Genomic DNA, 24,498 nt, shown 5'->3' on the forward strand with positions numbered 1-24,498 from the left:
ACAGCACGGCCACCCGCTTTCAAAATTACAGGGCCCGCTTTACGGTGCTGGACGCAGGAACGATACCGCGCCAGTGGCTGGATGACATCATTAACGACGCCGACGTGATGGTTCACGCGCCGCAGGCCTGGAAGACCTGGCGCGAGACGGGCCAGTTCCGTGCCCTGCGCAGCCACCGTTCTGTTCCCTGGCGCACCCGCATTGAACAGCATCCCGAGGACCACGAGGGCCGCGCCATTGTCGCGCGTGTCCATGAACATTTCGCGGATCGGCCCCAGCACTTCGAGCACTTCGCCGCGCGCCTCGCGGAGCTGCTGATGCCTGGGGCGCATGATTTGGATGTAACGCGCCCCTCCCGGGACGGCGGGCGGGACGCGACGGGGAGCCTGCGTGTCGGCGACGGGCCGAGCTCGATCTCGGTCAACTTCGCCCTTGAGGCCAAGTGCTACGGGCCGAATAACTCCGTGGGTGTCCGCGAGATGTCCCGGCTGATTTCGCGATTGCGCCACCGGCAATTTGGCGTACTGGTTACCACTAGTCATCTGGATCAACAGGCCTATCGCGAGATTACAGAGGATCAGCATCCGATCCTGGTCGTCGCCGCACGGGATATTGTCCGAATTTTACGCGCGAACGGCCGGGCTGATCGCAAATCAGTTTCGGATTGGCTTGATATTGAATTTCCGCCGGACTTCGGAAAGGCTTGAAGGATTACAATCCATTCCCGGATTCTGGTTGAGCGGAACCGCGCCGGAAGCCTAGTATATTCCATGGCCGGAGGGGGAAGAATGACAAGAGGCGGATTCGCCGCATGAAGTTCCTGATACTGAGGGTGCTCACCCACAGCGAACTTGGCATGTTCCACGAATATCGTCGACAGGGAAAAGAAGGGTCGAAGCAACGCGCGATCAACTTTGACAGCGATGTCGTCGACCGCGTTTTTCCGACGGCGTCGGATGCCGACCGAATCGCGCTCGAATTATGCTTCGACTGCGATGCTGGGACCGTATCCTTGCCGCATTTTCTTACGCGACAGGCGAAGAACTGGCGGCTCGAGGGCAACTGCCCACGTGATCGCCGATATGCGTTTGTCGAACCGGGTTGCCTCTTCGTGATGGAGGTGGATGCGGGGCGCAAGCCCGCTGAAGGTGCCTGGGTTGTTCTCCCGGACGACGACCCCATCACCAGAGTAATTCGGGCAGATGGCGCGACCGCCGGCCTAACCCGGGCTGGCATGATTGCGCTTCACGATGATGAAGGGCGACGAATCCGCGCTCTGCTGCATGATGCGCGACCTGAGATGTTCAGCGATCCCGCGAGGAAGGAAGAGACGATGACGGGTGCACCTGAAGCCGTTCCCGGCGGCAAGCGGCTGCCGCCACGGCCGCAGCGGCTGGCGGAGATCATCGCCAACACCGGTCACACCCTGGCCAGCGCGGTGGCGGATATCGTCGACAATTCAATCAGCGCCGATGCAACCCTTATCGACATTGACTTTGCCGAGCCGGACAGCGGTCACGGGCGGTGGCTCACGATTCGAGACAACGGCCGTGGTATGAGCCCGACTGAGTTGGACGAGGCGATGACGCTGGGCAGCTTGGTCGACTATGAGGGCAACAGCCTTGGGAAGTTCGGATACGGACTTAAGGGCGCTTCATGGTCGCAGGCTCGCGTGTTCACGGTGGTCACTCGCAAACGCGGCGGCCCGGTGAGTCACCTGACCTGGGATCGTGACCAGCTGGGGGATTGGATCGCTGGCGACGGGCCTCTTGAGGCATGGGAGGAAGAGGCCACCAAGCTGGAGGACCAGGGGACGGTTGTGCTGTGGAAGGAAATGAAGCCTCCCGCCGCAGCGCAGACAATCAACGGCATACCGCCATGGTCGATGGAAATCCTGGAACTGGGCCGTCATCTTGGGCTGGTGTTCCACCGTTTCCTCGAAGGCGACGCGCGGAACCGCAAAATGGTTGTGATTCGGATCAACACCGTTCCCGTGGTGCCCAACAATCCCGTCGGCCACGCGCTGACGGTACCGTATGACCTTAAGACCATCCGGATGGTGACGCCTGAGGGTGATCAACCGGTTACGGTTCAGCCGTTCCTGCTGCCCTCGGAAGATGAGCTGCGGCAGCATCACAAGCCGGACGGGCCGATCGCTACCAACGAAGTTCTCGGCCGCGTTGGCCTGTTCGGCCGGCGCAACGAAACCCAAGGCCTGTTCATCTACCGCAATGATCGCCTGATCAAATGGGGCGGCTGGCAACAAATCTGGCTGACCAGCGACGAGAAGACCAAGCTCGCCCGCGTCGTGGTTTCGTTTGACACGAAACTCGACGAAATGTTTGACATCAACATCACAAAGCGCTCCGTGAGCCTGCCCTCCTATCTTCAGGAAGAGATCAAGAAGCTCGCCACACCCGTCAGGACTGCCAGTAAGGGCAAGTACAAGAAACCTACTTCGGCTCCGGTTCCGAAGCCGTCTCCCTCCCCGGCACCGACGCCGACCCCAGCACCAACACCGATCGCAGGTCTGGTTCCCGGTCCCGGTGACGGGCTGTCCATCCCAGGCGCGGATACTAGCTTGCCAACCGTCACGACGGCCGGGCCGCCGGAAACGCCGGCTGACCTACCGCCAATCAATTATCGGCCGGTGACGGCGACAAAATTCGCCTGGAAACAGGGAATTAATCTGTCCGGCGGCCGCGATCTCCAGATCAGCGGTCGCATCGCGCCCCTCGCCGCGCTCGCAGCGCGACTCGAAAAAGATCCGGAGGCGATGCAGGAACTCGCAGCATTTCTGATGCTCCTGGACGAGAAAGATATGCAAACTGCCCTGCTGGCATCGGGCGACAAATAATGTCGCTGCTGCGTTTCCTTTCTACGCCTCCCGCCGGACCCGTTTGGACCGAACGCATCGGCCCGACTGGATGGCGTAACTGGGACCGTCTCGAGCAGTTACTGCTGGCTGGTGGTCGCTGGCGTCAGCCGCAAATCGATTCACTTGCGTCCGAATCGTTGCGCGTTGTGCGCCAGTTGCGTGATCCCCTTATGAACATGGATTTTAGCTGCCGCGGCCTCGTGGTCGGTTACGTCCAGAGTGGAAAAACGGCCAACTACACTGCAGTTGCCGCGCGCGCAGCCGACGCCGGCTATCGCCTTTTCATCATACTTTCAGGCATCCATGACGCGCTTCGCAATCAAACGCAGGCGCGCCTGGAACACGAGCTCGTCGGGGTTGGAGATGACGGAAAGATACCACCGGGCTGGACTCTCCTGACTTCGCGCGGTGCCGATTTCGGCGGGGGCGATCCCGAGGTCCTGAGCGACCCGGGTGCATTTCTACTCGTTGTAAAAAAGAACACGCGCATTCTCGAAAAGCTGATTGAATTTCTGAAAGCTGCGAGTCCTCAGCTTGCAGGCCTGCCAGCTCTTATAATCGACGATGAAGCGGATCAGGCGTCCATCAACACCGGATCAAATCGCCCCGATCCCGCGGTCGACAGTGATGAAGAGCCTGAGGATCAGGACAGCGCGCCTTCACGCACTAATGCGACGATCCGGACGCTCCTGGGCGTGCTGCCCCAGGCAAGCTACGTCGCGTACACAGCCACGCCGTTCGCGAACATCTTCATCAACCCCTACGCAATGGATCGCGAAGTTGGTGAAGATCTTTTCCCACGCGACTTCGCCCTGCAGCTCCCGCGTCCCGAAGGGTACACCGGAACCGAAGAGTTGTTCGGGGTATCAGCCCAGGGCCGCGACGTCCTACGACTTGTCGCCGATGACGACGTTTCGCTGCTCCGCAGAAGCCAGGGAAAGCGAAACGTCGGTATCGTTGTTGGCCCGGCAAGGCTCACTTTGCCGGAGTCGTTGTCGCAGGCATTTCTTACATTTTGTCTCGCCGGGGCCATTCGCGATCGTAGACCCGGGCTGCTCGGTCAGCCGCACACGATGCTCATCCATGCCAGCGCTCGCACAGACGATCAGGCCCGGATCGCCGGCGCGCTCCGCGAACAGCGCGAACTGTGGCTTGGCGCGATCCGTCAGGGCCAAAATCCCGCCCACATTTTCGAGCCGCTCCTGAAAATCCACCTTGCCGGCGTCGATCTGCCTGCGGCGACGGAGGAACTCTTTGCCCGCGCCGCAGATGTGCTCGCGAGCCTGGACATCCTCGAACTCAACAGCGTGGCCGGCGAAGACCTTGCCTACGAGAGCAGAATTGCGCGTCATATAGTTGCGGTTGGAGGCAACCGCTTGTCACGCGGCCTTACGTTGGAAGGCCTTACGGTCTCGTACTTCCTCCGCACCACGGGCATGGCTGACACCCTGCTTCAGATGGCCCGCTGGTATGGTTTTCGCACAGGATACGCGGATCTGATCCGGATTTGGACAACAGAGGGGATCGCCCACTGGTTTAGCGAACTCGCCCTGGTCGAACAGTCGTTGCGCGATTCGCTTCAGGCGCTAACGAGGGCAGGAAAGCGGCCCGATGAAATGGCGATACGCTTGCGAGCCCATAGCGGCCTGTTGCTGACCGCCCGAAACAAGGCAGGCCTGTCGTCGGAAGTCAGGGATTCGTGGTCCGGAGAACATCCTCAGACAGTGATGCTTCCGCTGGCAAGTCAGGACCGCCTCGCAGACAATCGCCTTCTCGCAGAGCGCCTGATATCTGCTGCTGGCCCCGGCCGTACGACGACCGGCGGCCTGCTTTTCCGGGACATCATTCCGGAGGTGATCTGCGAGTTCCTTCGGCTCTACCGTACGCACGATGATGTGGTTGCTTTTCGTGGCGCTGAACTGGCCGACTGGATTGAAGCGCGCGTTGCGGCCGGGGAACTGACCGAATGGTCCATCTTCATTGCCGGCTCCGAAAAGGGCGCGAATATCCGGTTGGGAGGGCACCTCACGGGTGTCATCACCCGATCGAGGATCAGTCGGGAAAGCATCGGTATCCTTATTGATCCACGGCACGAAGGCGTTGATCTACCTGGCGGGCCCGATGCGTACCGGCGTCGCAACGGCGACTATGATGCCGGTGCCATGCGTGCCGCACGCCCTGCGTCCGAAGCATTATTGATCATCTATCCGCTCGACCCAGGACCCCTGGGTGTTCGCGACACAGACGCTGTCATTGCCGTGGCTCTTAGCCTTCCTGTCACGTCGGATGCCTTTGGATCCTCCGTGGTGAATTTGGGTGTGACGAATGGCTGACGCGCCTGGCCCCGAAATGTGGGCGACGCTGAGGTCGCAACGTCCGCTCAGCGATGGAAGCGTGGTCACGCAGCCGGTGTCCTGGGAGGGACAGGAAACATCGTTGCTCGCCGGGGTCAGCGCCGAGAACGAGCTCCATCTGATGATACCGCTGGCCGATGATCAGGCGCGCCGGGTCATTGCGGATCTCAACGGTCTGAAAGTACGACTGCGCGTGACGGACATCGGCCCGTACCTGGACCTCGTCGCAAGCCCGCAGCATGAACGGGTGTTCTCGCCTGTGTGTCGCGAAGTGATTGAGGCGGTACATGCCCAGGGCCGCGAGCCCTGGGCTGCAGCCGACACCGTCATCCGGCACTGGCAGTCGGCGTGGCGCGCCACCCGACCGCAAATGAGCCAGGCGGTCCAGATCGGGCTTGTGGGCGAGCTGATTGTCCTAAGTCGGGTTATGATACCGCTGCTCGGTGCGCGAGCAGTTCTTATGTGGAGCGGAGCAGACAGCGAACGACATGATTTCATCGCCGGCGCGCTCCACCTCGAGGTCAAAACGACAAAGGGCATCCGGCACGAACATGATATTTCGCGGCTTGACCAGCTTTGGTCTGAGGAAGGCCAAACATTGCTTCTGGCATCCATTCGTCTTGAGGCAACGATCGGCGGCGCGCTCAGCGTCGCGACGCTGATCGACGAAATCATCGAGCATCTTCGTCACGAGCCGGTGCTTGTCGACGAGTTCCAGCGCAAGCTGCTTCGCCTGGACTGGGCCGAGGAAATGCGGCGTTCCGGCGAACTCCTGCTATTTAACCTCCAGGACGCGGCCTTTCATGAGGTTGATGCTGACTTCCCGCGGCTCGCAGAAGACTTCCGCAGGCCCTCGGGGGTAATCGCGGTGCGTTACACAATCAGTCTGGCGAACCTTCCTGCGCTTTCGCTTGACGAGGTCAACGAAATGCTCACAGCCGCGGCGGCCGCCGAATAACTCATCCGGCCACCAGCCGACGGGTATCCTGAACGGCGCGGCGCGCGGTCAACTCTAGGTCAGCGTGTATCACTTCTGCTAGTGCGTACGCCATCAAGGGTGGAACGGCGTTGCCGATCTGACGGAAGGCAGGATTCATCGTTCCGGAAAAGCGGAACCCGTCCGGAAACGACTGCAGTCGCGCGGCCTCGCGCACGGAGATGGTTCTCGCTTGGTCCGGATCGTAGTGGATGTGAGAATATGTGTCTTTCCCGATGTGCGCCATGAGGGTGCGAACCGGAAAATCGGGCCTGAGCTTCCACCAGCGGTTTGGGAATTTCGTTACATCGTAGGGTGGCACAATCGAGTTGTGCAACATGGCGTATTCCGATGTCCCCGCACGAACACCGCGCTCACCGGCGATGCGATCCACGATCCTGCGTGCCGTGGCATGCGCCTCAGGATATTCCGCGCCTGGCCGCATCTCGGCAAAGGTCTGATGGTCGCGCGGCAGTGCACGGATCACATGGTCCCAGACACCTTTGCCTGATTCGAAACCGGGCCATTCGCGCATGATCTTTGCATAGGCTGACGGCTTGCGGTCGCGCCGGTATGCGACGAGCGTGTCGAAACGCCTCGTCCCCCGTTTCACCGTTCGCCCGTCAACCTCCGGCAGATCGCCGACCGCTTCCAGCGCAGTGACAGCGTGGGGAAGCGTCGACGTTCCCAGGTCAGGAGAAACATACCCCTTGCTGCCTAAACGATCGACGTACCGCAGTGCAACGGCTCTTGTTCCGGCATAACCCGAAGGGAGCTCAACATAATGCGTTGCGGAAGGAAACCGCACCGGACGGCCCAGCTCCCGACGATACGCGATGAGGAACACGCGGTCACGCATCTGCGGTACACCGTGGAACGCGGAGTTGATCAGCGAGTATCCGGCGACATAGCCGACATCCTCAAGCGCCTCGACGATCTCCTCGGCGACGTTGTGGTGCGCATAATGGAGAATGTCCGGGACATTTTCCATGAGCACGGCCAGCGGCCGAAACGCGCGAACATATTCGAGGTAGCGCAGATAGAGGTTGCCGCGCGGATCAACACGAAAAGCCTCAGGGTGATCGGCCACCTCGCGCAGCTTGGCACGACCCACTCTGGCATATGCTTGGCAGGGCGGCCCCCCCACCAGCACGTCGATCGCGTCTTCAACCGCGCCGAGGCCAAGTTCATCGCACAGCGCGATCGGATCCGTAGTTGTAATATCACGGGCCCGGGCATGTGCTGCAAACCTGCCCGGATCCGGATCAGGGTGAAAATTCATGGCATGCGTCAACGCTGCGAGGGCATCGATCTCTAATGCGCCTTCGATCGTGAAGCCCGCGCGCTGGAAGCCGAGGCTTATGCCGCCGGCACCCGCGAAGAGATCAAGCACACGAGGACGCCCGCCCTCTCTCAGTCGTTCGAGCTTGCTAGCGATTTGCGCGACGACCTTATTGTCCTCGGACCCCGAGTGCATTTGCGCATCCTGATTCTGTAATGCCCTGGGGACCACTCCCCTAGCTCCGATCAATTAGCACATTCGTGTCGGCGTGCGAGCCTGGGCGGACCTAACGCTTCCTTCACCGAAGCCTCGAGCGCGGCCTCATCTCCAAGCATGCATTCCCAAAGGACCAGGACTTTCCAGCCGAGGGTCGTCAGTGCTTCGATGTTTTGCCCGTCTCGCTCGGCCGTGCGATTGAGCTTGGCTTCCCACCAGTCCGCGCGAGTTCGGGGGAGCACAGAATTTCTGCAACCATGGCCATGCCAGAAACAGCCATGAACGAAGATCGCCGCCCTCCGCCCCGGCAGTACGATGTCAGGCCTTCCCGGTAAGTCACGCTTATGCAATCTGAACCGGTAACCCAGCCGGTGAAGCAGCTGTCGGACCTGGAGCTCCGGACGCGTATTTCTCGCTTTGATTGCGGCCATGTTTCGCCTGCGCGCAGCGGAAACATTCTGAAAATCCGGCCGGGTGGCCACCTTGGATTGGTCAGGCATTAATCAACACTCTTCCGGTCAAGCAGTCATGAAAGCTCTAGTCCGGTTCGGTCGCATCCGAAAGTCCGCCGTCAGCGCCTCCTCCCGCCCGCCTGCTGTTCAAAATCCGTGTCGACTGAACGAACGACCGGTTTTGGGGTGGGTAAGATCGAGTGTGAGTGACAGGTTTCGGGCGCATTTTCCAGACAGGCAGCGTTTTGGGGCCACAAGCGGAATGACCGCTTCGGCGGCCGCAGGCGACTAAGCGGACGCTGAACCTGGCAGTGCAGGTGTCTCCGAATGGCCCGAAGCGGAATCGCGTCGGAAGCAGTTTTGTAGGTTGGTCCATCTGACGAAGGATGCATCGTCCTTCAGTCATATCTGACGAGGCTGGACAGACCACTCTGTTCGTCCAAGACAAAAGTGACACTGTGCCGGGCACGGGTGATGCCGACATACATTTTCGCCGCAGAATCCGTTACGTGTCTGTAGTCGCCAGACGCCAGCCACTGGCGGCCTTTCTTGTGAGGAAAAATCAGCACACGGTCGAAAGTCATCCCCTTCACCTCGCCGAAATTCATGGCGAAGTGGCCATCGCACGGTGTCCGGCGGTCCAGCCGCAAGACCTGCGGTTTGTATTGGGCGACGTAGTCCGGCACCGACTTGTTCGATATCAGGAACACCCCATCGTGCCCCATCGTCGCTGTGTTTTTAGATATGGTCTTCGGTTCGTCGGCGTAGAAGGAGTCAGCAAAGTCAGCGATGAGCTGATTGCATCGACGGGTCTCCTGGCCATAAGTCACCGTTAGCAGCGCCGCCTTTTCCCACTCCCGAAACTTGGCGATGATATTTCGGCCTGCGAAGGCGCCATTCTTGGCCGCGTTGTTCGTGCTATATGTCGCCTGCCGATGATCTCCGACCATCAGCAGATCGATCTTGGATCGCAGGATGAGTTCGAGCAGCTCAAGATCGTAGCCAGCCATGTCTTGTATCTCGTCGACGAAGATCGTGCGGAAACGTTCCTCCAGCCTAGCCATCACGGCGCCACCGGTTGCCTCGTTACATTCGAAGACGAAGCGGGCGATCTTGTCCGAGTAGATCTGACCGTCGGGCGTCAAGAAAAACGGCGCGGTGTTCTTGCGTGGGACGTATGGAGCCGAACGCCCTTCGACCCAGTAGAGACCATCGACACGGCGGTCGAGAAGTGCCCGCTGATATGGGCGCGCCATCTCGTGCAGCAGAAAACGGTACCAGGACCAGACTTCCGCGTATGCTGGTAAGGCGCGGTCCAGCTCGAAGAGCTTGTTCTTAATTTCCTGCACGTTGTTTGTTGTGTAAGTAACGAGCGCCACCCTGCCTTCTTCGTGAGCTCGGGCCTTCGCCGCAAGATGCGTCGTTTTCCCCCAACCCGCTGCGGTTATGATCACCTCATTAGGCAATTGCCGCCTCGATATAAGGCGGGACCACCCACGGCTTATCGGTTTCAAATAGTTTCAGTGCAACCTCGGTCTTGTTTGTTTGCATGTAGGCGCGCAACTCCTCGTCAGTCTGAAAGCTCTTTCCGAGGATTGCGTTGAGTGTCGCCCGGCCGTTGGCTTTCAGCAGCTGGGGTTCCAGCGTCGGGTAATTCACGTCATCATCGTAGCGAATCTTAATCAGCTGTCTGTCCAGGTACCCGTCATACTTGGCCCTGAGCGCCGCTAGATCGCCGTCATTGTCCGTGACGACATCCACCCTAAGGTCCATCAAGGAAGCGACTTCGAGGAAGCGCTTGAACGCAAGCGACCTAACGGATATCACGTCGACGCCGGCAGCGAGCGGCATCCTGCCGTGCTTCTTGTTGAACGCCGCCTGCACGATCAGCTCGTCCGAGGGGCCCTCGACGAGGATCGCACGCCCCGCCAGGATCAGCCTCAGCGTGTCGTGCCCGGGCAATTTCATGAAATAGTCCTCGGTCCCAGGAGCGAGTTCTTTCAAGGTCATGCTGCCCACCCGGCTGAACAGCAGCACGCTCTCGATGCCGAGCTTATTCAGGACGAAACTGCTATGCGTGGTGATCAGTAGCTGACGGTCACCACGTTTGCTGGAGATGTGCTCGATAAGAGCATTGAGATTGGAGTGCGAGAGGTGGTTCTCCGCCTCCTCGATCAGCACGAGGTGCGAGTCCGCTGAGGATTCGAGGGCGAGTTTTACCTTGACGCCATTCTGCTCGCCCTTACCCACCAGGGTCATCGGGATCTCGTCGAGCTGAGGCATCACACCCGCTTCCCAGCCGGTGCGTGACGAGGTGTCAAGGGAGATCGAGAGGGTCTTATTTGACACAGTGCCCTTTTTCTTGGCGAGCTCGGCGTTGATCGCCGCGACCTTCGCGTCGTCGAGGAATCGGTCACGCATCAACCTATAGGAAAGCGCGAGGTCGACCTGGTCTTTCCGAGTAAGACTGTCCCTGACGATATCCACCACGTAGCGGTTGGCGGCCGCGTTGTTCCGGATCGTGCTAGCGTCGATGAGCGTCGGCTTGATCGGCACTGCGCGCGGGGTGATATCGCAGTCGGCAAACGTGCGAAGGCGAATGGCGTAATACTCGACTGGCACAGTACGCACGATCGCGGGGTCGGCAACGTAACCGGCATACTCCGTCTTATAATCCTCGTTGAACTCGATGATTAGTTTAACGCCCGGCACATTCTCCTTGAGCGAGTTGTTGGTGCCCTTGCATTCGGCAAGCTGGGGGATGTCGGCGAAGTAGAGCTCGATAAGGATGTATGGCGGCGGGGACACCCTCCCGGCCTTCATGCCATTGATATATTCCCGCACAGTGTCTTGATTGAAAAGTTGCGGATGAAGCTCTGTGATGAGCGGCCTGCCGTTGAGCTGGCCGCTGAGCGTTAAGTGTATAGCTTCCAGAAGTGTCGACTTCCCGCACTCATTGTCGCCAACGATGATGTTGAGCTTCTCATTGAGAATGGCAGTGCAGTCGCGCAGGCAGCGATAGTTTCTGACAACAGCTTTCGCAATATGCACGAATCCATCCCCCAAACTGCAATGACGAGCCTAGGTGTTTCACAGCTCTTCGTCCATGCCGGGCAAATGGCCGCCGAGGGCGGTTGCTCGACCACCTTGGCAAGGCTCCGCCAAAGTATGTGCCCGAGTCGGGGCGCAATGCCGACTGGCATAATCGGCGGCGGTTCCGGATAGTCCGGTTTTCAACATGGTCAGGCGATAGCTGCCGTTCTTCGGCCCCCGAGCTGAACCAGCCGTTGGTCGCCTCCACATCATTGTCGGCTGATGTTGTGGCGTCCAGGAGGAATAGGGAATATGCCGACAAGCCATCGCGACGCGGCGATGGCCGCCGATCTTCTGGATCTGCACGCACAAGGCGTCTATGGCAGGCTCGCGGAACAAAGGAGAGTCACGATGACGGCCGCTGGGGAGAAGCTCGATCCCGCCCATGTTCTTTCGGCGTTGCGCGCACCGGGGACGACATTGGCCTTTGTAGATGACACCGATTTTCATGGCGATAGCGTAAGCAGTCTGGCGCCTGACTTCCGTGTCCTCGCCGCGGTCAAGCTGGATTCGGGTCGCTATTCCGAAATCGAGACCGCCCTCGATGATCGGCTGCGCCGGCTCGGCCAGCTTGAGTTTCACGGGGCGGAGGTCTTCAACCCGCAAGTGGGGTCACGTTGGCGTGACGTCAGTATTTCCAACCGGATCGCGATGTTCGATCTCATGAGCGCGTTAGTCGACCGCTCTGGTGCCTCGATGTGCTACGGCTACATTTCCGCGGGCCAATATGAGCAAATGCGGCGGGACTGGCGCCAGCAGGGAAACGCCGACTTCTGCGTCAATCGCGATGCCGCCCTCAAGCGCGTGATGCTGCGATCGCTTCAGGAAGAATTGTACGCTGAAGGCCATCCAGCCATGATCATGATCGATCAGGATCGGAGGAGGAGCGGTATCGAACGCGATGCAAGCGAGGATGCGCCCTGGCTGGTGGGCGGCGGCATCTTGACTGCTCCGTCCAACCAAGTGGCAGGGCTCCAACTCGCCGACGCCCTGTCATTTGGCATTGGCAGGCGTTTTCGTCGAGCGGAGCAGTTTGAGAATAACACCGCCACTGAGCTTGATCGTGCAGCGCTCGGGCCGATAGCCGCTCTGGATGGGCGCTCGCGTATGGTGTTGGGCCGCTGACAACCGCGCCGCAGCCGCCGCAGGCGCCCTTTGCGCCCGGTTTTGCACCAACTTCGGTTTCAACAATTCGCGGATCATCACTCAATCGCAAGCGAAGTTGCAATATGAGAGGCCGCGCTGTGTAGGCTGCTGCGACACGCTGCAAGCCTTGCCCTCCGATTGATCAGCGACGTCGTGCCGTGGCAGCGGGCCGAACTCGGTGTGGACTATGTCAAAAGCATAGCAATTTAGAGTTGCTCAGGCGAAGCGAAGATGCAATCAACATCTCGATGAGATCGGCATCACTTGACCGGCCCGATCTTGATTTGATTTTCACCCAACTTGTTAAGCGCCAGAGCTGTTCGACCACGAAAGTATAGCCAAAAACATGCCCGAGCCTGCTTTCCAGTTCCTATTGCAACACGACGGTCGGCCCTTCTATCCCTCTCGGTGCTACATTATCGCCGACCCGACGGTGAAGGACCGCAATCAGTGGACCTTGCAACTGGAGCCTCCCCAGGATCCGGCCTGGGTCTACCAACTGGACGACATAAAGGGCTGGATGCTGCACGACAGCAATGCGGTGCGCCAGATCATTTATGATCGAAAGGATCCCCGTACGCCCTACCGAAATTTGCACCGGGACGAAGTCTTCCGGGAATATCTAAGAAAGCTTCTCGAAAAGCTGCCACCCGACTGTCAGAACCGTCGAAAATACGCCTTGATGCCGTCGATCGCCGACGACAAGACGCGTACCCGGTACAGGGATGCAGTCGAGGCAGCCATTCCCGGAATAACGGTCATGCCAGAGCCGGAGATGGTCGCCGAATATTTCCGGCTGCTTCAGCGAAACCTGGAACTCGAAGCTGGGAAAAACAACGTACTTTTGGTGGTTGATGTCGGCGCTTCAACCGCCAACATGACTTTGATCCTCAGCCGACGCGATCGCACGATCGTCGATCTCGATTCAACGGGCGCGCAGCGCGATCTGCGGCTTCGTGCGCTTCGTGGCGACAGCGTCAGTCATGCTGGCCGCTGGGTCGATCTGCGTCTCGCCGAAGTCCTGGGAGTGCCCGTTTCCGATTTGGCTCTGCGTGAAATCGAAAAGGCAAAGGTACGATCAAGCCTGAGCGGGGCGGCGATCTCGTTCAAAGCGCCGTCAGCGGACGGGCAGCTTACCATCGATCGAGATACACTCGTGTCGGTCTCGGGCGAGCTGTGGAATGAATTGCGCCCCCTTTTTGAAAGACTTTGCGAGCGGCTCTACGACAACCAGAATTCGTCGGAAGCCGCGAAGCGCAAAAGCCAGGAGCGGCTCAAGGAGCTGGGCGTGAACGCTCCGACTGATGCCCATCGTCTGATTGATACGATCTTGTTGGCCGGAGGCACCAGCCTGCTTCCCGGTTTCGAAGATGCGATGATGGCGACCCTGTTTCCCGATGGCCATCGGGCAAAGGTTCTTCGCGTTGGCGGCTCTTTTGCAATTGCGGCAGCAGCGGGCGGTCTGGCCCACATTCTTCACAATTACGACCCTCCGCGTTTGCGCGAACCGAACGCACCACCGAGCGACGTTTTTGCCGCTCCGCTTGAATCGACCCTTCCCTATCCCCTGCTCCTGGGGGTGAAACAATTTGCCGACCGCGAACAACAGTTTGCGGTGCTTGATCCAAATGATCCGTTTGTAGACGACGGCGGAAGACGCCCAATCGACAGCTTACCCGCACTGGCAAAGGGCTCACAGCCCAAGATGCGGCTGGTCCCGGGACTGGCTGCTGGCGTGTCCGCTCGCCAAGGACGTCAATTTCGCGCCATGCGCGTACGTCAGTCCCCTGGCAAGATGGAGCTCGAATGGGATCCGTCTCGTGAGCGCGCAAAGATTCATTCTCAGCAGGTCGATGGAACTGATTACCTTTGGATCGATGCCTATAAACTGCGAAGGCGGCAGGAGCCTGCGCTTGACCCCTTTGATGGGCCGTTGGATCCAGGAGTACTGGCGGTCGATGCCGCCGACGACGTGATATTGGATTTGGGCATGTCCAAGATCGTCGCGGTCACCGCCAACCGTGGCTGGATCGCGGCCGAAGAGCTCGAGCGCGTCATGCGCGATGGACTCGATAGCGACACTCATCCATCCGCGGCGACTGCTGAACGGAAAGTCGCTTCGGAAGCAACCAGCCTGGATGTCCTTGAGCGCCCCGCTCCTCAACGAATCTCCGACGAAAGCGCCTCAGAAGCCTCATTGCCGACAGGCATGTCATCTGACGACATGCCGGATGGCGGCGTTGTAGCGAAGAGCAACGACGGAACCGTTCGCGACAACCTTGAACCCGTTGAGGTACAGGCGCCCGCTACAGCGATTGGTTTGCCATCCCCAGCCGATATCAGGCATGAGAAGCACGATCGCTTCGACTGGGGTGAACGGGTTACGGATTCGGAGTTTTCTCAGGCGCTCGCGTCACTGAGAAAGACCGTCAAGGAAGCAGAGCCCCACCTGAATTTCGACGACATTGTCGTTGCTCTGCTTGCGCTCGCAGTGAGGCCAATTGTGCTCCTGGCGGGACCTCCTGGATGTGGAAAATCGACGCTCGTGCGCCTTATAGCGCGCGTGCTTGGCAAAAAAGGAGGCGAGACGTTTCATGAAGTCGCTGTGCAAGCGCACTGGGAAAACGACGCCGTCCTGTTTGACAGCGGGGGACTGCTGCATCCCTTGCTCGACAAGAACACCCTTTCGCATCTGATCCTCTTCGACGAATTCAACCTGACGCGGCCGGAGTATTATCTGTCTCGGCTTTTTCACGCCCTGGACGGTGGACACGGCGCTATCGCCAAGGAGCAGAAGATCGCTCCATGCCGCGTTTTTGGAACGTTGAATATCGACGACTCGTCGCGTCCACCCTCACCAAAGGTCCTGGACCGATGCTTCCTGTTGGAGCTTTCGCAAGTCTCATGGAATGCCGAGGCGCCAACAGGACTTTCGAATCTAGCCGCCATACCAGCACTACCGGGACTGCCCATGGTATCGATCGGCGGTGCAAGTACGGATGGACGCGTCGACGACGTTCTGAACGCTCTACACGTCGCCGTTCATGAGCATGAGCTGCGGCATGATCTTTTGCCGTCCCGCCGTGTCCTTTCCGATATCAAGGCGCTGCTCAGTCTTCACCATAGCTTGGATCTTCAGGGCAAGGGCCTTTTGGAGCGAGATGATTTGGTGGACCGTCTGGTTGCAAGTCGAATCCTGGTCAAACTGTCGGGAGCGTTCGATCAGTTGCAACCTGCCTTGGACGCGCTGGAAAAGGCCGTCCAGGGCGCTGAGGAACTCCCCAGAACGCGGCGGCGATTGAAGCTGGCGCGTCAGCAAGCGCGCCTGGGATTTATCTCGCCTTGGCAGTAGATCGCACCATCATCGAAAGCGTTCGCCTAGTCGGCGCGGACGGTGTTGGCGTTGAGTATCCATGGCAGCCGAACATCTGGTACCTCATCCGCGACGACCACCCCTATCTTGACATTTTGACCCGCGGCCGCCTCGCGATGGCCAGGGGCGACACCAGGTTACAATCTCTGGACGAACCAGCCCAGGATGGCACCCAATGGCAGCGCTGGGATTTCGAAACCGAGTTGGCGAGGCAGCGCCGTTTGGGCGAAATGAGCCTCCCGCTGAAAGTTCCCAAGGATTGCGCGTTACGCTGCTACGTTATTCCAACATCGCTTCTGAACTACCGTGACGTTGTCGCCATGGTCGAGGACATCGAGGAGCAAGTTGGTTTCGCGGCGGCTTGGGACATGATCGCCGAACGTCCCGAGCGATCATGGAGCCGCCGCAGCAGCGGCAGCCGAATGGCGATGCCGTCGGAACTTGTTCGATGTCTCGATGAGGAATTGCGTGCCGCGCTCTCGATACGCAGCAACCCGTTCAAGGAACTTGGACCTCATTCCAGACGCGGCGTTCCGCTGGCGGAGAATGCAATCGTCTCACATTGGGCAATGCGCAGATGGGGTCAATTGCGAGATTCAGCTGGCGGCGTGGCAATCGAACTCCGGTCGCTTCGGTCGAAAGGCGGTCGAAGCAACCCTGATGGAAGGCAAGTGAAGCTCGATGAGCAGATAAGACAGCTATCCTTGATCGAACAGCGATTGGAACGCCTGAAGAGCACTTTGGCCCGCCTCGGCAATGACTCTGAGATGGCGACTGTCGTATATCCTAGTCCGCTGTTCCAGCGTGACTATCGTCTTCGAACTCTTCTGCGCGCCTTCGCTCCGCCAGTTTCTGAAGCACTTTCCGATATTGAATCCTCAAGATCGCACTATCCGCCCGTTTTTCTCAATAGCCTATGGGAGCTATGGGGAGCCGTTTGGCTTGTGAAGGAGCTCCGACGGCTTGGCTTTTCAGGGTCGTGTTTAACGGATGGGCCCAATTTAGCCAGATCGTGCTCCTGGCGTCTGAAGCGAGATGACATCGTCATCGAACTGGACTTTGAACCCGAACCCGTATTTGTCGACTACGAGAAGCTTCCGCCCGCTCATGAACGCGATGTCCCTGCATTGGAATGGGCCGCGCGCAATCAGGAGCTCGACCCCGAGCGGCCCTATCTCGGATTGGAGATGCGCTGCTCTCCCGACTATCTGGTGAGGATCACGACGCCAAATGGAAGGTTCCTGATGGTTGGCGACGCCAGCCTGGCAAGCCCAAGGCACCACGGCAAGAAGGTCGAGAAAGCGGACGCAAAGCCATTTACAGTCGAGCGGTACAGGAGGACCATGGGTTGGTCTATCGAAGATCAGGTCGTACGCTGCCACCCCATGGGAGGGTTTGTTATATTTCCCTCGCCTGCAAGCGCATGGGTTGATCTTCAGCGACTACCGGGAGCGGGCGATTGCACACTCCTTTGTCCGAGTCCATTGGGAGACCGGGAGGCAAGCCGTCGATTGGAAGGCTTGCTCTTCATGGTGGCACCGGAGATTCGCACACCCATGTCCAGCGCTTGATCGACGAGGCAAGGATCCTGAGATCTGGCCAGCCACAGCACGCTACGCGCGCTGGCTCCACGAACAGTTTTGCAAGCGCCTCCCCGAGGAGGTGCGAGTGCACGATGGCATCGCCACCGCGGCGAACCCACAGCGTTGATAGCGGATTTCATTGCAGCTGTGAGACGCATATCCGCAGTGCGAGAACTGACCACGGGTCCAAAGAGTGAGATCGTTTGAAACTTATCTGACCGACATTTGAAGCAAATTGACGGATATCAGTTCGCTGCCTAGCCATGTCCGATTTTGGCGCACTAGGCCGAACCCGAAATGACTGAAATGGAGCGCAAAGCCGCCGCTCGCTCGCTACAGCGCTGTTGAATGGCGCGTTCGCGAGCGGCTCGGACGGTCTTAGCTACGATTCAGTTTGGTTCTGCTGCCAATCTTTTGATTGCTGCAGAAGGGTCAAATCCCAGGATTTTCGCCAGATCGATGAATTCGACTACGTCGACGCGGCGTTGGCCGCTTTCGAGGCGGGCTACAAACGACTGATATTCGCCTAGCCTCGCGGCGAGCTCGGTCTGAGTCAGCCCACTAGCCTCACGCCTTTCAATCAGCATGGCGATCAACGATTTGTGACGCTGCGTTCCGAGCGTTTTGACCACAGATTGCCTCATCCGGTTCCAGATGAGGGCTTCAGTTATATCTGATTTCCAGTTATCTTAAATTCAGATACGACTTCGCGTGTCGAATTGGAGGAATTCAGGATGGCGCCATCAGCAGCAACAAAGCACGACCCTGCAATGGTTCTGTGGGCCGCATGGTGTCGTGCCCGACATGCCTCCCGGGTACTTTGCAGGGCGCAGCAGCGGTTGGAGTCGAGAATCATGAGCAATACCGGAATTCAGGTATTGGCCCCGGGCCAATTCACTAGGCAGCCCACGCCAGTCGTCGCACCGGACGGCGTCCGCCAATACGCTGTCGCTCAGGACGCCGAAGTTCTAGCCACGACCGAGGCGCTCAAATTTCAGGATGCGCTCCCAGAGGTAGCAGCGCTGTCCCTAGCTGGCGTGGTGGCCAAGCTGGAGGTGATCGTCGGGGCGGACCGGGATATCGACGATCCGACCGATTTCCCTTGGCCACACCTCGCTTCCGTTCTGCGAGATTTGAAAGCCATTGCGGGCGGTTTGCCGCCACATGAGTTGGGCCGTTCCACGACCCGCGCTGATGTAGCGAGGCACCTTAAGCAGGCAATCCAACTCGTGGAGGCTGTGGGGACGGAAGAGGCTTCGGGACACGCACGCCAGAATGCGACACCGTTCGCGGAAACATCCGTTTTTCCAAAACCGGCTGAAATACCGGCTGAATTCCGAGGATCAAGCCGGCGCCGGTCCGCATGATGGGTCGAAAAGCGCAGGAAAATCAATTGGATGGAATGGCGCGCCCGAAGAGATTCGAACTCCTGACCCCCAGATTCGTAGTCTGGTGCTCTATCCAGCTGAGCTACGGGCGCGCAACAGGCCGTGTTTGACACAAGACCCGCGATCCGGTCGAGACGACCGGCCGCGATGTGGAGTGTTCCCTAACGACTGAATTTGCGAAAAGCAAGCCGATCCGGCAAAAGTTTTGTCGCAGGTGTTTCAACGATGTCGAGGTGTGTCGAGATTCAGGTCAGGCCGAGCCGAGAATGGTGGCTTCCGAGAACCGGAGCGGAGCGTACTTAAATAGGTGAGCACCGGAAGCACAGGAAGCCGCCGTTCGCAGGCCGGCATCACCTGAATATCGGCACACCTCAAGCGGGGCGGCGCAGGCCGTTGCGCGCCTGGTCGAGCCGCACCGGCTGGTCGGGAATGGTGACGGCGAAGACGGTGCGGCCGCCGATCGATTCGACCAGCTCGACCGTGCCGCCATGGGCGCGGATCAATTCATGCGCGATCGCCAGGCCGAGGCCGGTGCCGCCGCTGCGCGCCGAGCCGCGGAAGGCGGCGAAGAGATTCTCGCGCGCCTTGGGCGGCAGGCCTGGGCCGGTGTCGGTGACGGTGATGCGGCTGACGCTGCCATGGCGCTCGGCCGCGACCGCCAGCCGTCGCACCACCGCGCTCTCGGTGTCGGCGGCCATCGCCTGCACCGCGTTGCGGCAGAGATTGCTGAGCACCCGGAAGAGCTGGTCGGAATCGGCGTCCACCTCGAAGGCATGCTCGACGCCATTGATGAACTCGATGCCTTCCTCGATGTCGAGCAGGCCGTGCACGTCATCGACCAGCTGGCGGAGCCGCACACGGCGGCGGGACGGCGCCGGCTCCTGCGTGCGGCCATAGTGAAGCACGCCTTCGGAATAGGCGACGGCGCGGTCGAGCGCGCGCAGGAGCTTCGGGGCGAAGGACTGCACGGTCGGGTCCTTCACCTGGCGCAGGCGATCCGACATCAGCTGCGCCGACGCCAGGATGTTGCGCATGTCGTGGTTGATCTTGGAGACGGCCAGGCCGAGATCCGCCAGATGCTTCTGCTCCGACAGCATCTTCTGCAGCCGGTCCTGCATCTGCGCCAGCTCGCGCTCGGCTACGCCGATCTCGTCCGCGCGATCCGTCGGCGATATGACGCGCCCGGGATCGTCAGGCGCCTCTGAGAAGGCCAGGATCGAACGCGTCATGGTGCGGATCGGCCCGATCATGATCAGGTCAATCGCCGCATAGACCAGCATGGCGGTGAAGAGCGAGATGAGCAGCGAGACGACGGCGACATTGCGGGAGTATCTGAGCATGGCGTCGCGCAGGCGGTAATCCGGCATGATCAGCTCGAATTCCTTGTCGCTGTCGCCGACCGGGCCGAAGACGCGCAGCATGCGCTTGCCGCCGAAGAACAAAGTGTCGAGCGCGCCGGTCATGCCGTTGACCAGGCCGACATCGGCGATGTCGATATGCTCGTCGACCTGGGGCGGCATGTCGGAAACGACGAGCAGTCGCGAGACCCCGCCGTCGCGTACGGCGATCGCCTTGGCGCCGATCGCCATCAGTACGTCGTTCTGGGCGTTGTGCGACAGCGCGTTGGGCTCGCCCTGCAAGAGCACGATCGACACGGCGGCGGCGGTGCTCAAGCGCTCCTTCAGCCAGTTGACCCGGTAGCTGGCGATCCAGGGCAGGAAGATCAGGACTTCGGCCAAGAGCACGAAGGCGATGGTGAGGAAGAGAAGCTTGGTCGACAGGCCGCGCGAAAGCGGCACGCGGCGCGACGAATTTGCCGCAGCCGGCTGTGCCTTTTCATCGGTGGACAGAGCTTCACTCGTCATGACGTGGTCTTCACGAAGCCTTGATCGGCCCAGATTATGCGATTTGCGGCTTTTTTGCCAATTTCAACCTTGGTCCAGCGAAAAAACGCCTCGCAACCACGCCGGATTGACTTCCAAAAACCTTCTTTCTATAAGCCCGCTCACGCTCGGGCCATTCGTCCCGGCGCGGTTTCGATCGCGCCTAAGCCGGCCCGGCAAAGCTCCTGTTACAGAGTGACAGAATCAAGAAGGGCCGCACCCCGCGGTATTAAAACAAATGAAGCGTACATACCAACCGTCCAAGCTCGTCCGTAAGCGCCGGCATGGTTTCCGTGCCCGCATGGCCACCAAGGGTGGCCGTGGCGTCGTTGCTGCCCGCCGCAACCGCGGCCGCAAGCGGCTCAGCGCCTGAACGGAAGACGAGATCGTTGCCCGCACTAGGCAAGCCACAGGGGAAAACTCCCGGGCGGCTTCTGAAACGCGCGGATTTCCTGGCTGTGCGCGGCGGCGAGAAACGCCGCGGGCGGCTTTTTCTCGTTGAAGTTCTCGACCGCGGCGATGACCTTGCGCCGCGCGTCGGCTACACCGTCACCAAGAAGGTCGGCAACGCCGTGGTGCGCAACCGCGTCCGGCGGCGGCTGAGGGAAGCCGTGCGCGTTCATGCCGCCGATGACATGGCGCCCGGCAATGACTATGTCATCGTCGGGCGTGAAGACGTGCTTGCCATTCCCTTCGGCCAGTTGAAGGCCGAGCTTTCCCGCCGGCTGCGCGGAACACGATAGGCCAGGGCTTTCGATGGAAAACAACCGCAATTTCTTCATCACCATCGCGCTGTCGGTGCTGATCCTGACGCTCTGGCAGGTGTTCTACATGAACCCGCGCATGGAGCAGCAGCGCGAGCAGGCCCGCATCGAGCAGCAGCGTGTCGAGGCGCAGAAGAAGGAAGCGCAAGGAACCAATCCGGGCGCGGCGCCGACGGCTCAGACGCCAGGCGCCATTCCCAGCGCGCCCGGCGGCGACACGGCGGCGGCGGCCGGCCGTGACCAGGCCATCGCCGCGACCAAGCGCGTCAAGATCGACACGCCCAGCCTCGAAGGTTCGATCAACCTGACCGGCGCGCGCCTCGACGACCTGAAGCTCAAGCACTACACCGAGACGGTCGACAAGAATTCGCCCGAGATCGAGTTGCTCAACCCGCAGGCGCTGCCCACCGGCTACTTCGCCGAGATCGGCTTCGTCGGCACCGACAAGACAGGCGCGGTGCCAAGCTCGGACACGGTGTGGAGCGTCGAGGGCAATCCGACGCTGACCCCGTCGACGCCGGTGACGCTGACTTACACCAACGACAAGGGTCTCACCTTCAAGCGCACCATCTCGGTCGACAACGACTACATGTTCACCGTTTCCGACACGGTGCAGAATTCAGGCAGCGCCGCCGTCAGCCTGTTCAATTATGGCCGGGTCACGCGCTACGACAAGCCGGCGGTCGCCAGCACCTATGTGCTGCATGAGGGGCTGATCGGCGTCACCGGCGCCGAGGGGCTATCGGAGTACAAATATTCGGCGATCGAAAAAGACAAGGAAGTCAAGCCCGGCAAGTCGACCGACGGCTGGCTCGGCATCACCGACAAATACTGGGCCGTGACGCTGGTGCCGACCGAGAAGCAGCCCTTCCAGCCGCGCTACGCCTTTTTCGAGGACGGGCGCCATCGTTATCAATCAGACTTCCTGACTGACGCAATCAATGTCGATGCCGGCCAGTCCGCGACTGTCGAGACCGAGATTTTCGCCGGCGCCAAGGAAGTCGCCAAGATCAACGCTTATGAGGCTGACCGTCACATTCGCCAGTTCAACCTGTTGATCGACTGGGGCTGGTTCTATTTCATCACCAAGCCGATGTTCTGGCTCATCGACACGCTCTACAAATTCTTCGGCAATTTCGGGCTGGCGATCCTCGCCACCACCGTCATCGTCAAGGCCATCTTCTTCCCGCTCGCCAACAAGTCCTATGCCTCGATGGCGAACATGAAGAAGGTGCAGCCGAAGATGCTGGAGATCCGCGAGAAATACGCGGACGACAAGATGAAGCAGCAACAGGCGATGATGGAGCTCTACAAGACCGAGAAGATCAATCCGCTGGCCGGCTGCTGGCCGGTGGCGCTGCAGATCCCGGTCTTCTTCTCGCTCTACAAGGTGCTCTACATCACCATCGAGATGCGACATGCGCCATTCTTCGGCTGGATCCACGACCTCGCGGCGCCGGATCCGACCTCGATCTTCAACCTGTTCGGCCTGCTGCCGTTCGCGGCGCCCGCCTTCCTGCCGCATATGGGCGCCTGGGCGGTGGTGATGGGCATCACCATGTTCCTGCAGATGCGCATGAACCCGGCGCCGCCGGACCCGACGCAGGCGGCGATCTTCACCTGGATGCCGGTGATCTTCACCTTCATGATGGGCTCCTTCCCGGCCGGCCTCGTCATCTACTGGGCCTGGAACAACACGCTGTCGATCCTGCAGCAGGGCGTCATCATGAAGCGCCAGGGCGCCAAGATCGAATTGTGGGACAATCTCGCGGCGATGTTCCGCAAGAAACCGTCACCGGCGGAATAGAAGGTGCGCCTGAACTTCTAAAACGAAAAACCCCGGCATGGTTTGTCCGGGGTTTTTTGTTGTCTCCCGACCTTTGCGATTTGCCGAGACGATAGCTCGGTCGCTATTCCACGGGCGGAGCAAGGAGCGAAGCTCCGTCGTGAAGACCCTGGAATCCATGCCCTTACGCCAAGGCATTGCAACGGTTACGGATTCTGCACTGCCACACTCCGCGGCAGAGGTCACGGAATGGCAACTGTGTTCACACGAATGCGGTTTTGTCGCGCATGATGGCGTTGAGGACGACCAGGAGCTTTCTTGCGACGGCGATGATAGCGAGTTTCTTGGAGCCGGAGCGGGCAGCAAGTGCGGTGTAGAAGGTCTTGAAGCGCTCACAGGTTCTAATGGCCGTGAGGGCTGCCATATAGAGGGCGCGGCGCACCCGTGATCGCCCGCCCTGGATCTGGCTCCTGCGGTTGAGCTTGCCGCTCTTGTTGTCGAATGGGGCAAGGCCGACGAGTGCTGCGATCGCCTTGGGTGAGCGCTGGCCGAGCTCGGGCAGGAGCGCCAGCAAAGAGAGCGCGCCGACCTTGGAGACACCGGGCACGGAGACCATCAGCGCATGGTCGCGAGAGACATCCTGGTTTCGACGAATGACCTCGGCAATCCGGCTCTCGAGCGCCTTGATGCGCGTGTCGAGGTAGGCGATTGTCTCTTCCAGGTCGGCAATGACGATCTCCTCGAAGGCCTCGGCGAGGTGTTTCTTGGCCGTTGCCCGCATATTGACCAGGTGATCGCGGTGGCCGGCAAGCGATTGAAGCTGCTCGACTTCTTCGCGCGGCGCCGGCTCGGCTTCCGGGTGATAGCGACGGCCGTAGTCGCTCAGCATCCTGGCGTCGAGAGGATCGGTCTTGGCCCGCCGTCTCGTCGACTTCGAATAGTGGTGGGTGTGCGCCGGGTTATGCCGCGAGAACGGCACGCCGGCCTTGGCCAGCGCATGGCGCAGAAGCCGGTCATGGACGCCTGTCGCCTCCATGACGACGAAGTCCCGGCTGGGATCAAGGCCCGCCACATAGGCCGCGATGGCGTCGGCCTGATTGTCGATGCGCCGAAGACGACCGCTTGTCTCATCAAAAAAGTCGAGCCACTGCTTGGAGATGTCGCAGCCGACATAGTTCTGGGCTATCATATCCACGCCTCTTCCTGTGGTGCGGGGTCTGCTTGGAACAGCCCCGTGCAACTGTTCAGGTTGATGGTTCACCGGTGGGAAGGGACCGGGCCATGCCACGGCCTGTCCGAAAGGACGACCAGGATCCACTCGGCC

Annotated in this window: 18 protein-coding genes and 1 tRNA gene; 11 read left to right on the forward strand and 8 right to left on the reverse strand. The window is 60.0% G+C overall.

Translation table 11 applies throughout. The annotated features are described in order from the left end of the window. The 4 genes from FJW06_RS24490 to FJW06_RS24505 form a co-directional block, all read left to right on the forward strand. A partial coding sequence (locus FJW06_RS24490; RefSeq protein WP_140755352.1) for a restriction endonuclease occupies positions 1 to 707 on the forward strand: 707 nt, incomplete at its 5' end. Positions 708 to 811: 104 nt separating this feature from the next. Next, positions 812 to 2,857, forward strand: coding sequence for an ATP-binding protein (locus FJW06_RS24495; protein ID WP_140755354.1), 2,046 nt, complete (start codon positions 812 to 814; stop codon positions 2,855 to 2,857). After that, entirely contained in the window at positions 2,857 to 5,211 is a 2,355-nt protein-coding gene (locus tag FJW06_RS24500) for a Z1 domain-containing protein (protein WP_140755356.1), read from the forward strand. The genes FJW06_RS24495 and FJW06_RS24500 overlap by 1 nt, the downstream gene beginning before the upstream one ends. Continuing rightward, the gene (locus FJW06_RS24505; RefSeq protein WP_140755357.1) at positions 5,204 to 6,190 is read left to right on the forward strand and encodes a PD-(D/E)XK motif protein; all 987 of its coding nucleotides are present in this window, start codon (positions 5,204 to 5,206) and stop codon (positions 6,188 to 6,190) included. Before FJW06_RS24500 ends, FJW06_RS24505 begins: the two co-directional genes overlap by 8 nt. Before the next feature lies 1 nt (position 6,191). Here FJW06_RS24505 and FJW06_RS24510 read toward each other — a convergent pair whose 3' ends face one another. From FJW06_RS24510 to FJW06_RS24525, 4 genes are all read right to left on the reverse strand, one after another. Then, entirely contained in the window at positions 6,192 to 7,685 is a 1,494-nt protein-coding gene (locus FJW06_RS24510) for a DNA cytosine methyltransferase (RefSeq protein WP_140755359.1), read from the reverse strand. A 50-nt stretch (positions 7,686 to 7,735) separates the two neighbouring features. Then, positions 7,736 to 8,206 (reverse strand): very short patch repair endonuclease, encoded by a 471-nt coding sequence (locus FJW06_RS24515; RefSeq protein ID WP_140755361.1) that lies wholly within the window; start codon positions 8,204 to 8,206, stop codon positions 7,736 to 7,738. A gap of 350 nt (positions 8,207 to 8,556) precedes the next feature. Continuing rightward, positions 8,557 to 9,612 (reverse strand): UvrD-helicase domain-containing protein, encoded by a 1,056-nt coding sequence (locus FJW06_RS24520; protein ID WP_246674820.1) that lies wholly within the window; start codon positions 9,610 to 9,612, stop codon positions 8,557 to 8,559. A 4-nt stretch (positions 9,613 to 9,616) separates the two neighbouring features. Next, positions 9,617 to 11,209: an AAA family ATPase gene (locus tag FJW06_RS24525; RefSeq protein ID WP_140755365.1), complete on the reverse strand. Its 1,593-nt coding sequence runs from the start codon at positions 11,207 to 11,209 to the stop codon at positions 9,617 to 9,619. Between the two features lie 294 nt (positions 11,210 to 11,503). On the opposite strand from FJW06_RS24525, the gene FJW06_RS24530 reads away from it, so the two are divergent. From FJW06_RS24530 to FJW06_RS24540, 3 genes are all read left to right on the forward strand, one after another. Beyond that, positions 11,504 to 12,376 carry a DUF3800 domain-containing protein gene (locus FJW06_RS24530; RefSeq protein ID WP_140755367.1) on the forward strand — a complete coding sequence of 291 codons (873 nt, stop codon included), beginning with the start codon at positions 11,504 to 11,506 and terminating at the stop codon, positions 12,374 to 12,376. Between the two features lie 367 nt (positions 12,377 to 12,743). Beyond that, positions 12,744 to 15,749 (forward strand): AAA family ATPase, encoded by a 3,006-nt coding sequence (locus FJW06_RS24535; protein ID WP_140755369.1) that lies wholly within the window; start codon positions 12,744 to 12,746, stop codon positions 15,747 to 15,749. Continuing rightward, positions 15,740 to 17,341, forward strand: coding sequence for a hypothetical protein (locus tag FJW06_RS24540; RefSeq protein ID WP_140755371.1), 1,602 nt, complete (start codon positions 15,740 to 15,742; stop codon positions 17,339 to 17,341). The genes FJW06_RS24535 and FJW06_RS24540 overlap by 10 nt, the downstream gene beginning before the upstream one ends. 401 nt (positions 17,342 to 17,742) lie before the next feature. On the opposite strand, the gene FJW06_RS24545 is transcribed toward FJW06_RS24540, so the two are convergent. Further along, positions 17,743 to 17,997: a helix-turn-helix transcriptional regulator gene (locus FJW06_RS24545; RefSeq protein WP_140755373.1), complete on the reverse strand. Its 255-nt coding sequence runs from the start codon at positions 17,995 to 17,997 to the stop codon at positions 17,743 to 17,745. A 210-nt stretch (positions 17,998 to 18,207) separates the two neighbouring features. Here FJW06_RS24545 and FJW06_RS24550 point away from each other — a divergent pair, with 210 nt between their 5' ends. After that, entirely contained in the window at positions 18,208 to 18,720 is a 513-nt protein-coding gene (locus FJW06_RS24550) for a hypothetical protein (RefSeq protein ID WP_140755375.1), read from the forward strand. A gap of 36 nt (positions 18,721 to 18,756) precedes the next feature. Here the strand turns inward: FJW06_RS24550 and FJW06_RS24555 are convergent. Together FJW06_RS24555 and FJW06_RS24560 are read right to left on the reverse strand one after the other, a co-directional pair. Beyond that, positions 18,757 to 18,833, reverse strand: a tRNA-Arg gene (locus FJW06_RS24555). A gap of 279 nt (positions 18,834 to 19,112) precedes the next feature. Then, complete coding sequence (locus FJW06_RS24560; RefSeq protein ID WP_140755377.1) at positions 19,113 to 20,606, reverse strand: HAMP domain-containing sensor histidine kinase; 1,494 nt, start codon at positions 20,604 to 20,606, stop codon at positions 19,113 to 19,115. Between the two features lie 256 nt (positions 20,607 to 20,862). Between FJW06_RS24560 and rpmH the strand changes: the two genes are divergently transcribed. Genes rpmH through yidC form a run of 3 tightly spaced genes read left to right on the forward strand, consistent with a single transcriptional unit; the run spans position 20,863 to position 23,195 of the window. Continuing rightward, a complete protein-coding gene (gene rpmH / locus FJW06_RS24565) occupies positions 20,863 to 20,997 on the forward strand; it encodes a 50S ribosomal protein L34 (RefSeq protein ID WP_008833937.1) in 135 nt (44 codons plus the stop codon). Positions 20,998 to 21,013: 16 nt separating this feature from the next. Beyond that, complete coding sequence (rnpA, locus tag FJW06_RS24570; RefSeq protein ID WP_140755379.1) at positions 21,014 to 21,367, forward strand: ribonuclease P protein component; 354 nt, start codon at positions 21,014 to 21,016, stop codon at positions 21,365 to 21,367. A 13-nt stretch (positions 21,368 to 21,380) separates the two neighbouring features. Further along, positions 21,381 to 23,195, forward strand: coding sequence for a membrane protein insertase YidC (gene yidC / locus FJW06_RS24575; protein WP_140755381.1), 1,815 nt, complete (start codon positions 21,381 to 21,383; stop codon positions 23,193 to 23,195). Positions 23,196 to 23,436: 241 nt separating this feature from the next. On the opposite strand, the gene FJW06_RS24580 is transcribed toward yidC, so the two are convergent. Then, on the reverse strand, positions 23,437 to 24,363 hold the full coding sequence (locus tag FJW06_RS24580; RefSeq protein ID WP_246674822.1) for a transposase: 927 nt from the start codon (positions 24,361 to 24,363) through the stop codon (positions 23,437 to 23,439). Positions 24,364 to 24,498: the final 135 nt, after the last annotated feature.

The sequence above is a fragment of the Mesorhizobium sp. B4-1-3 genome (assembly GCF_006439355.1).
GTDB lineage: Bacteria > Pseudomonadota > Alphaproteobacteria > Rhizobiales > Rhizobiaceae > Mesorhizobium.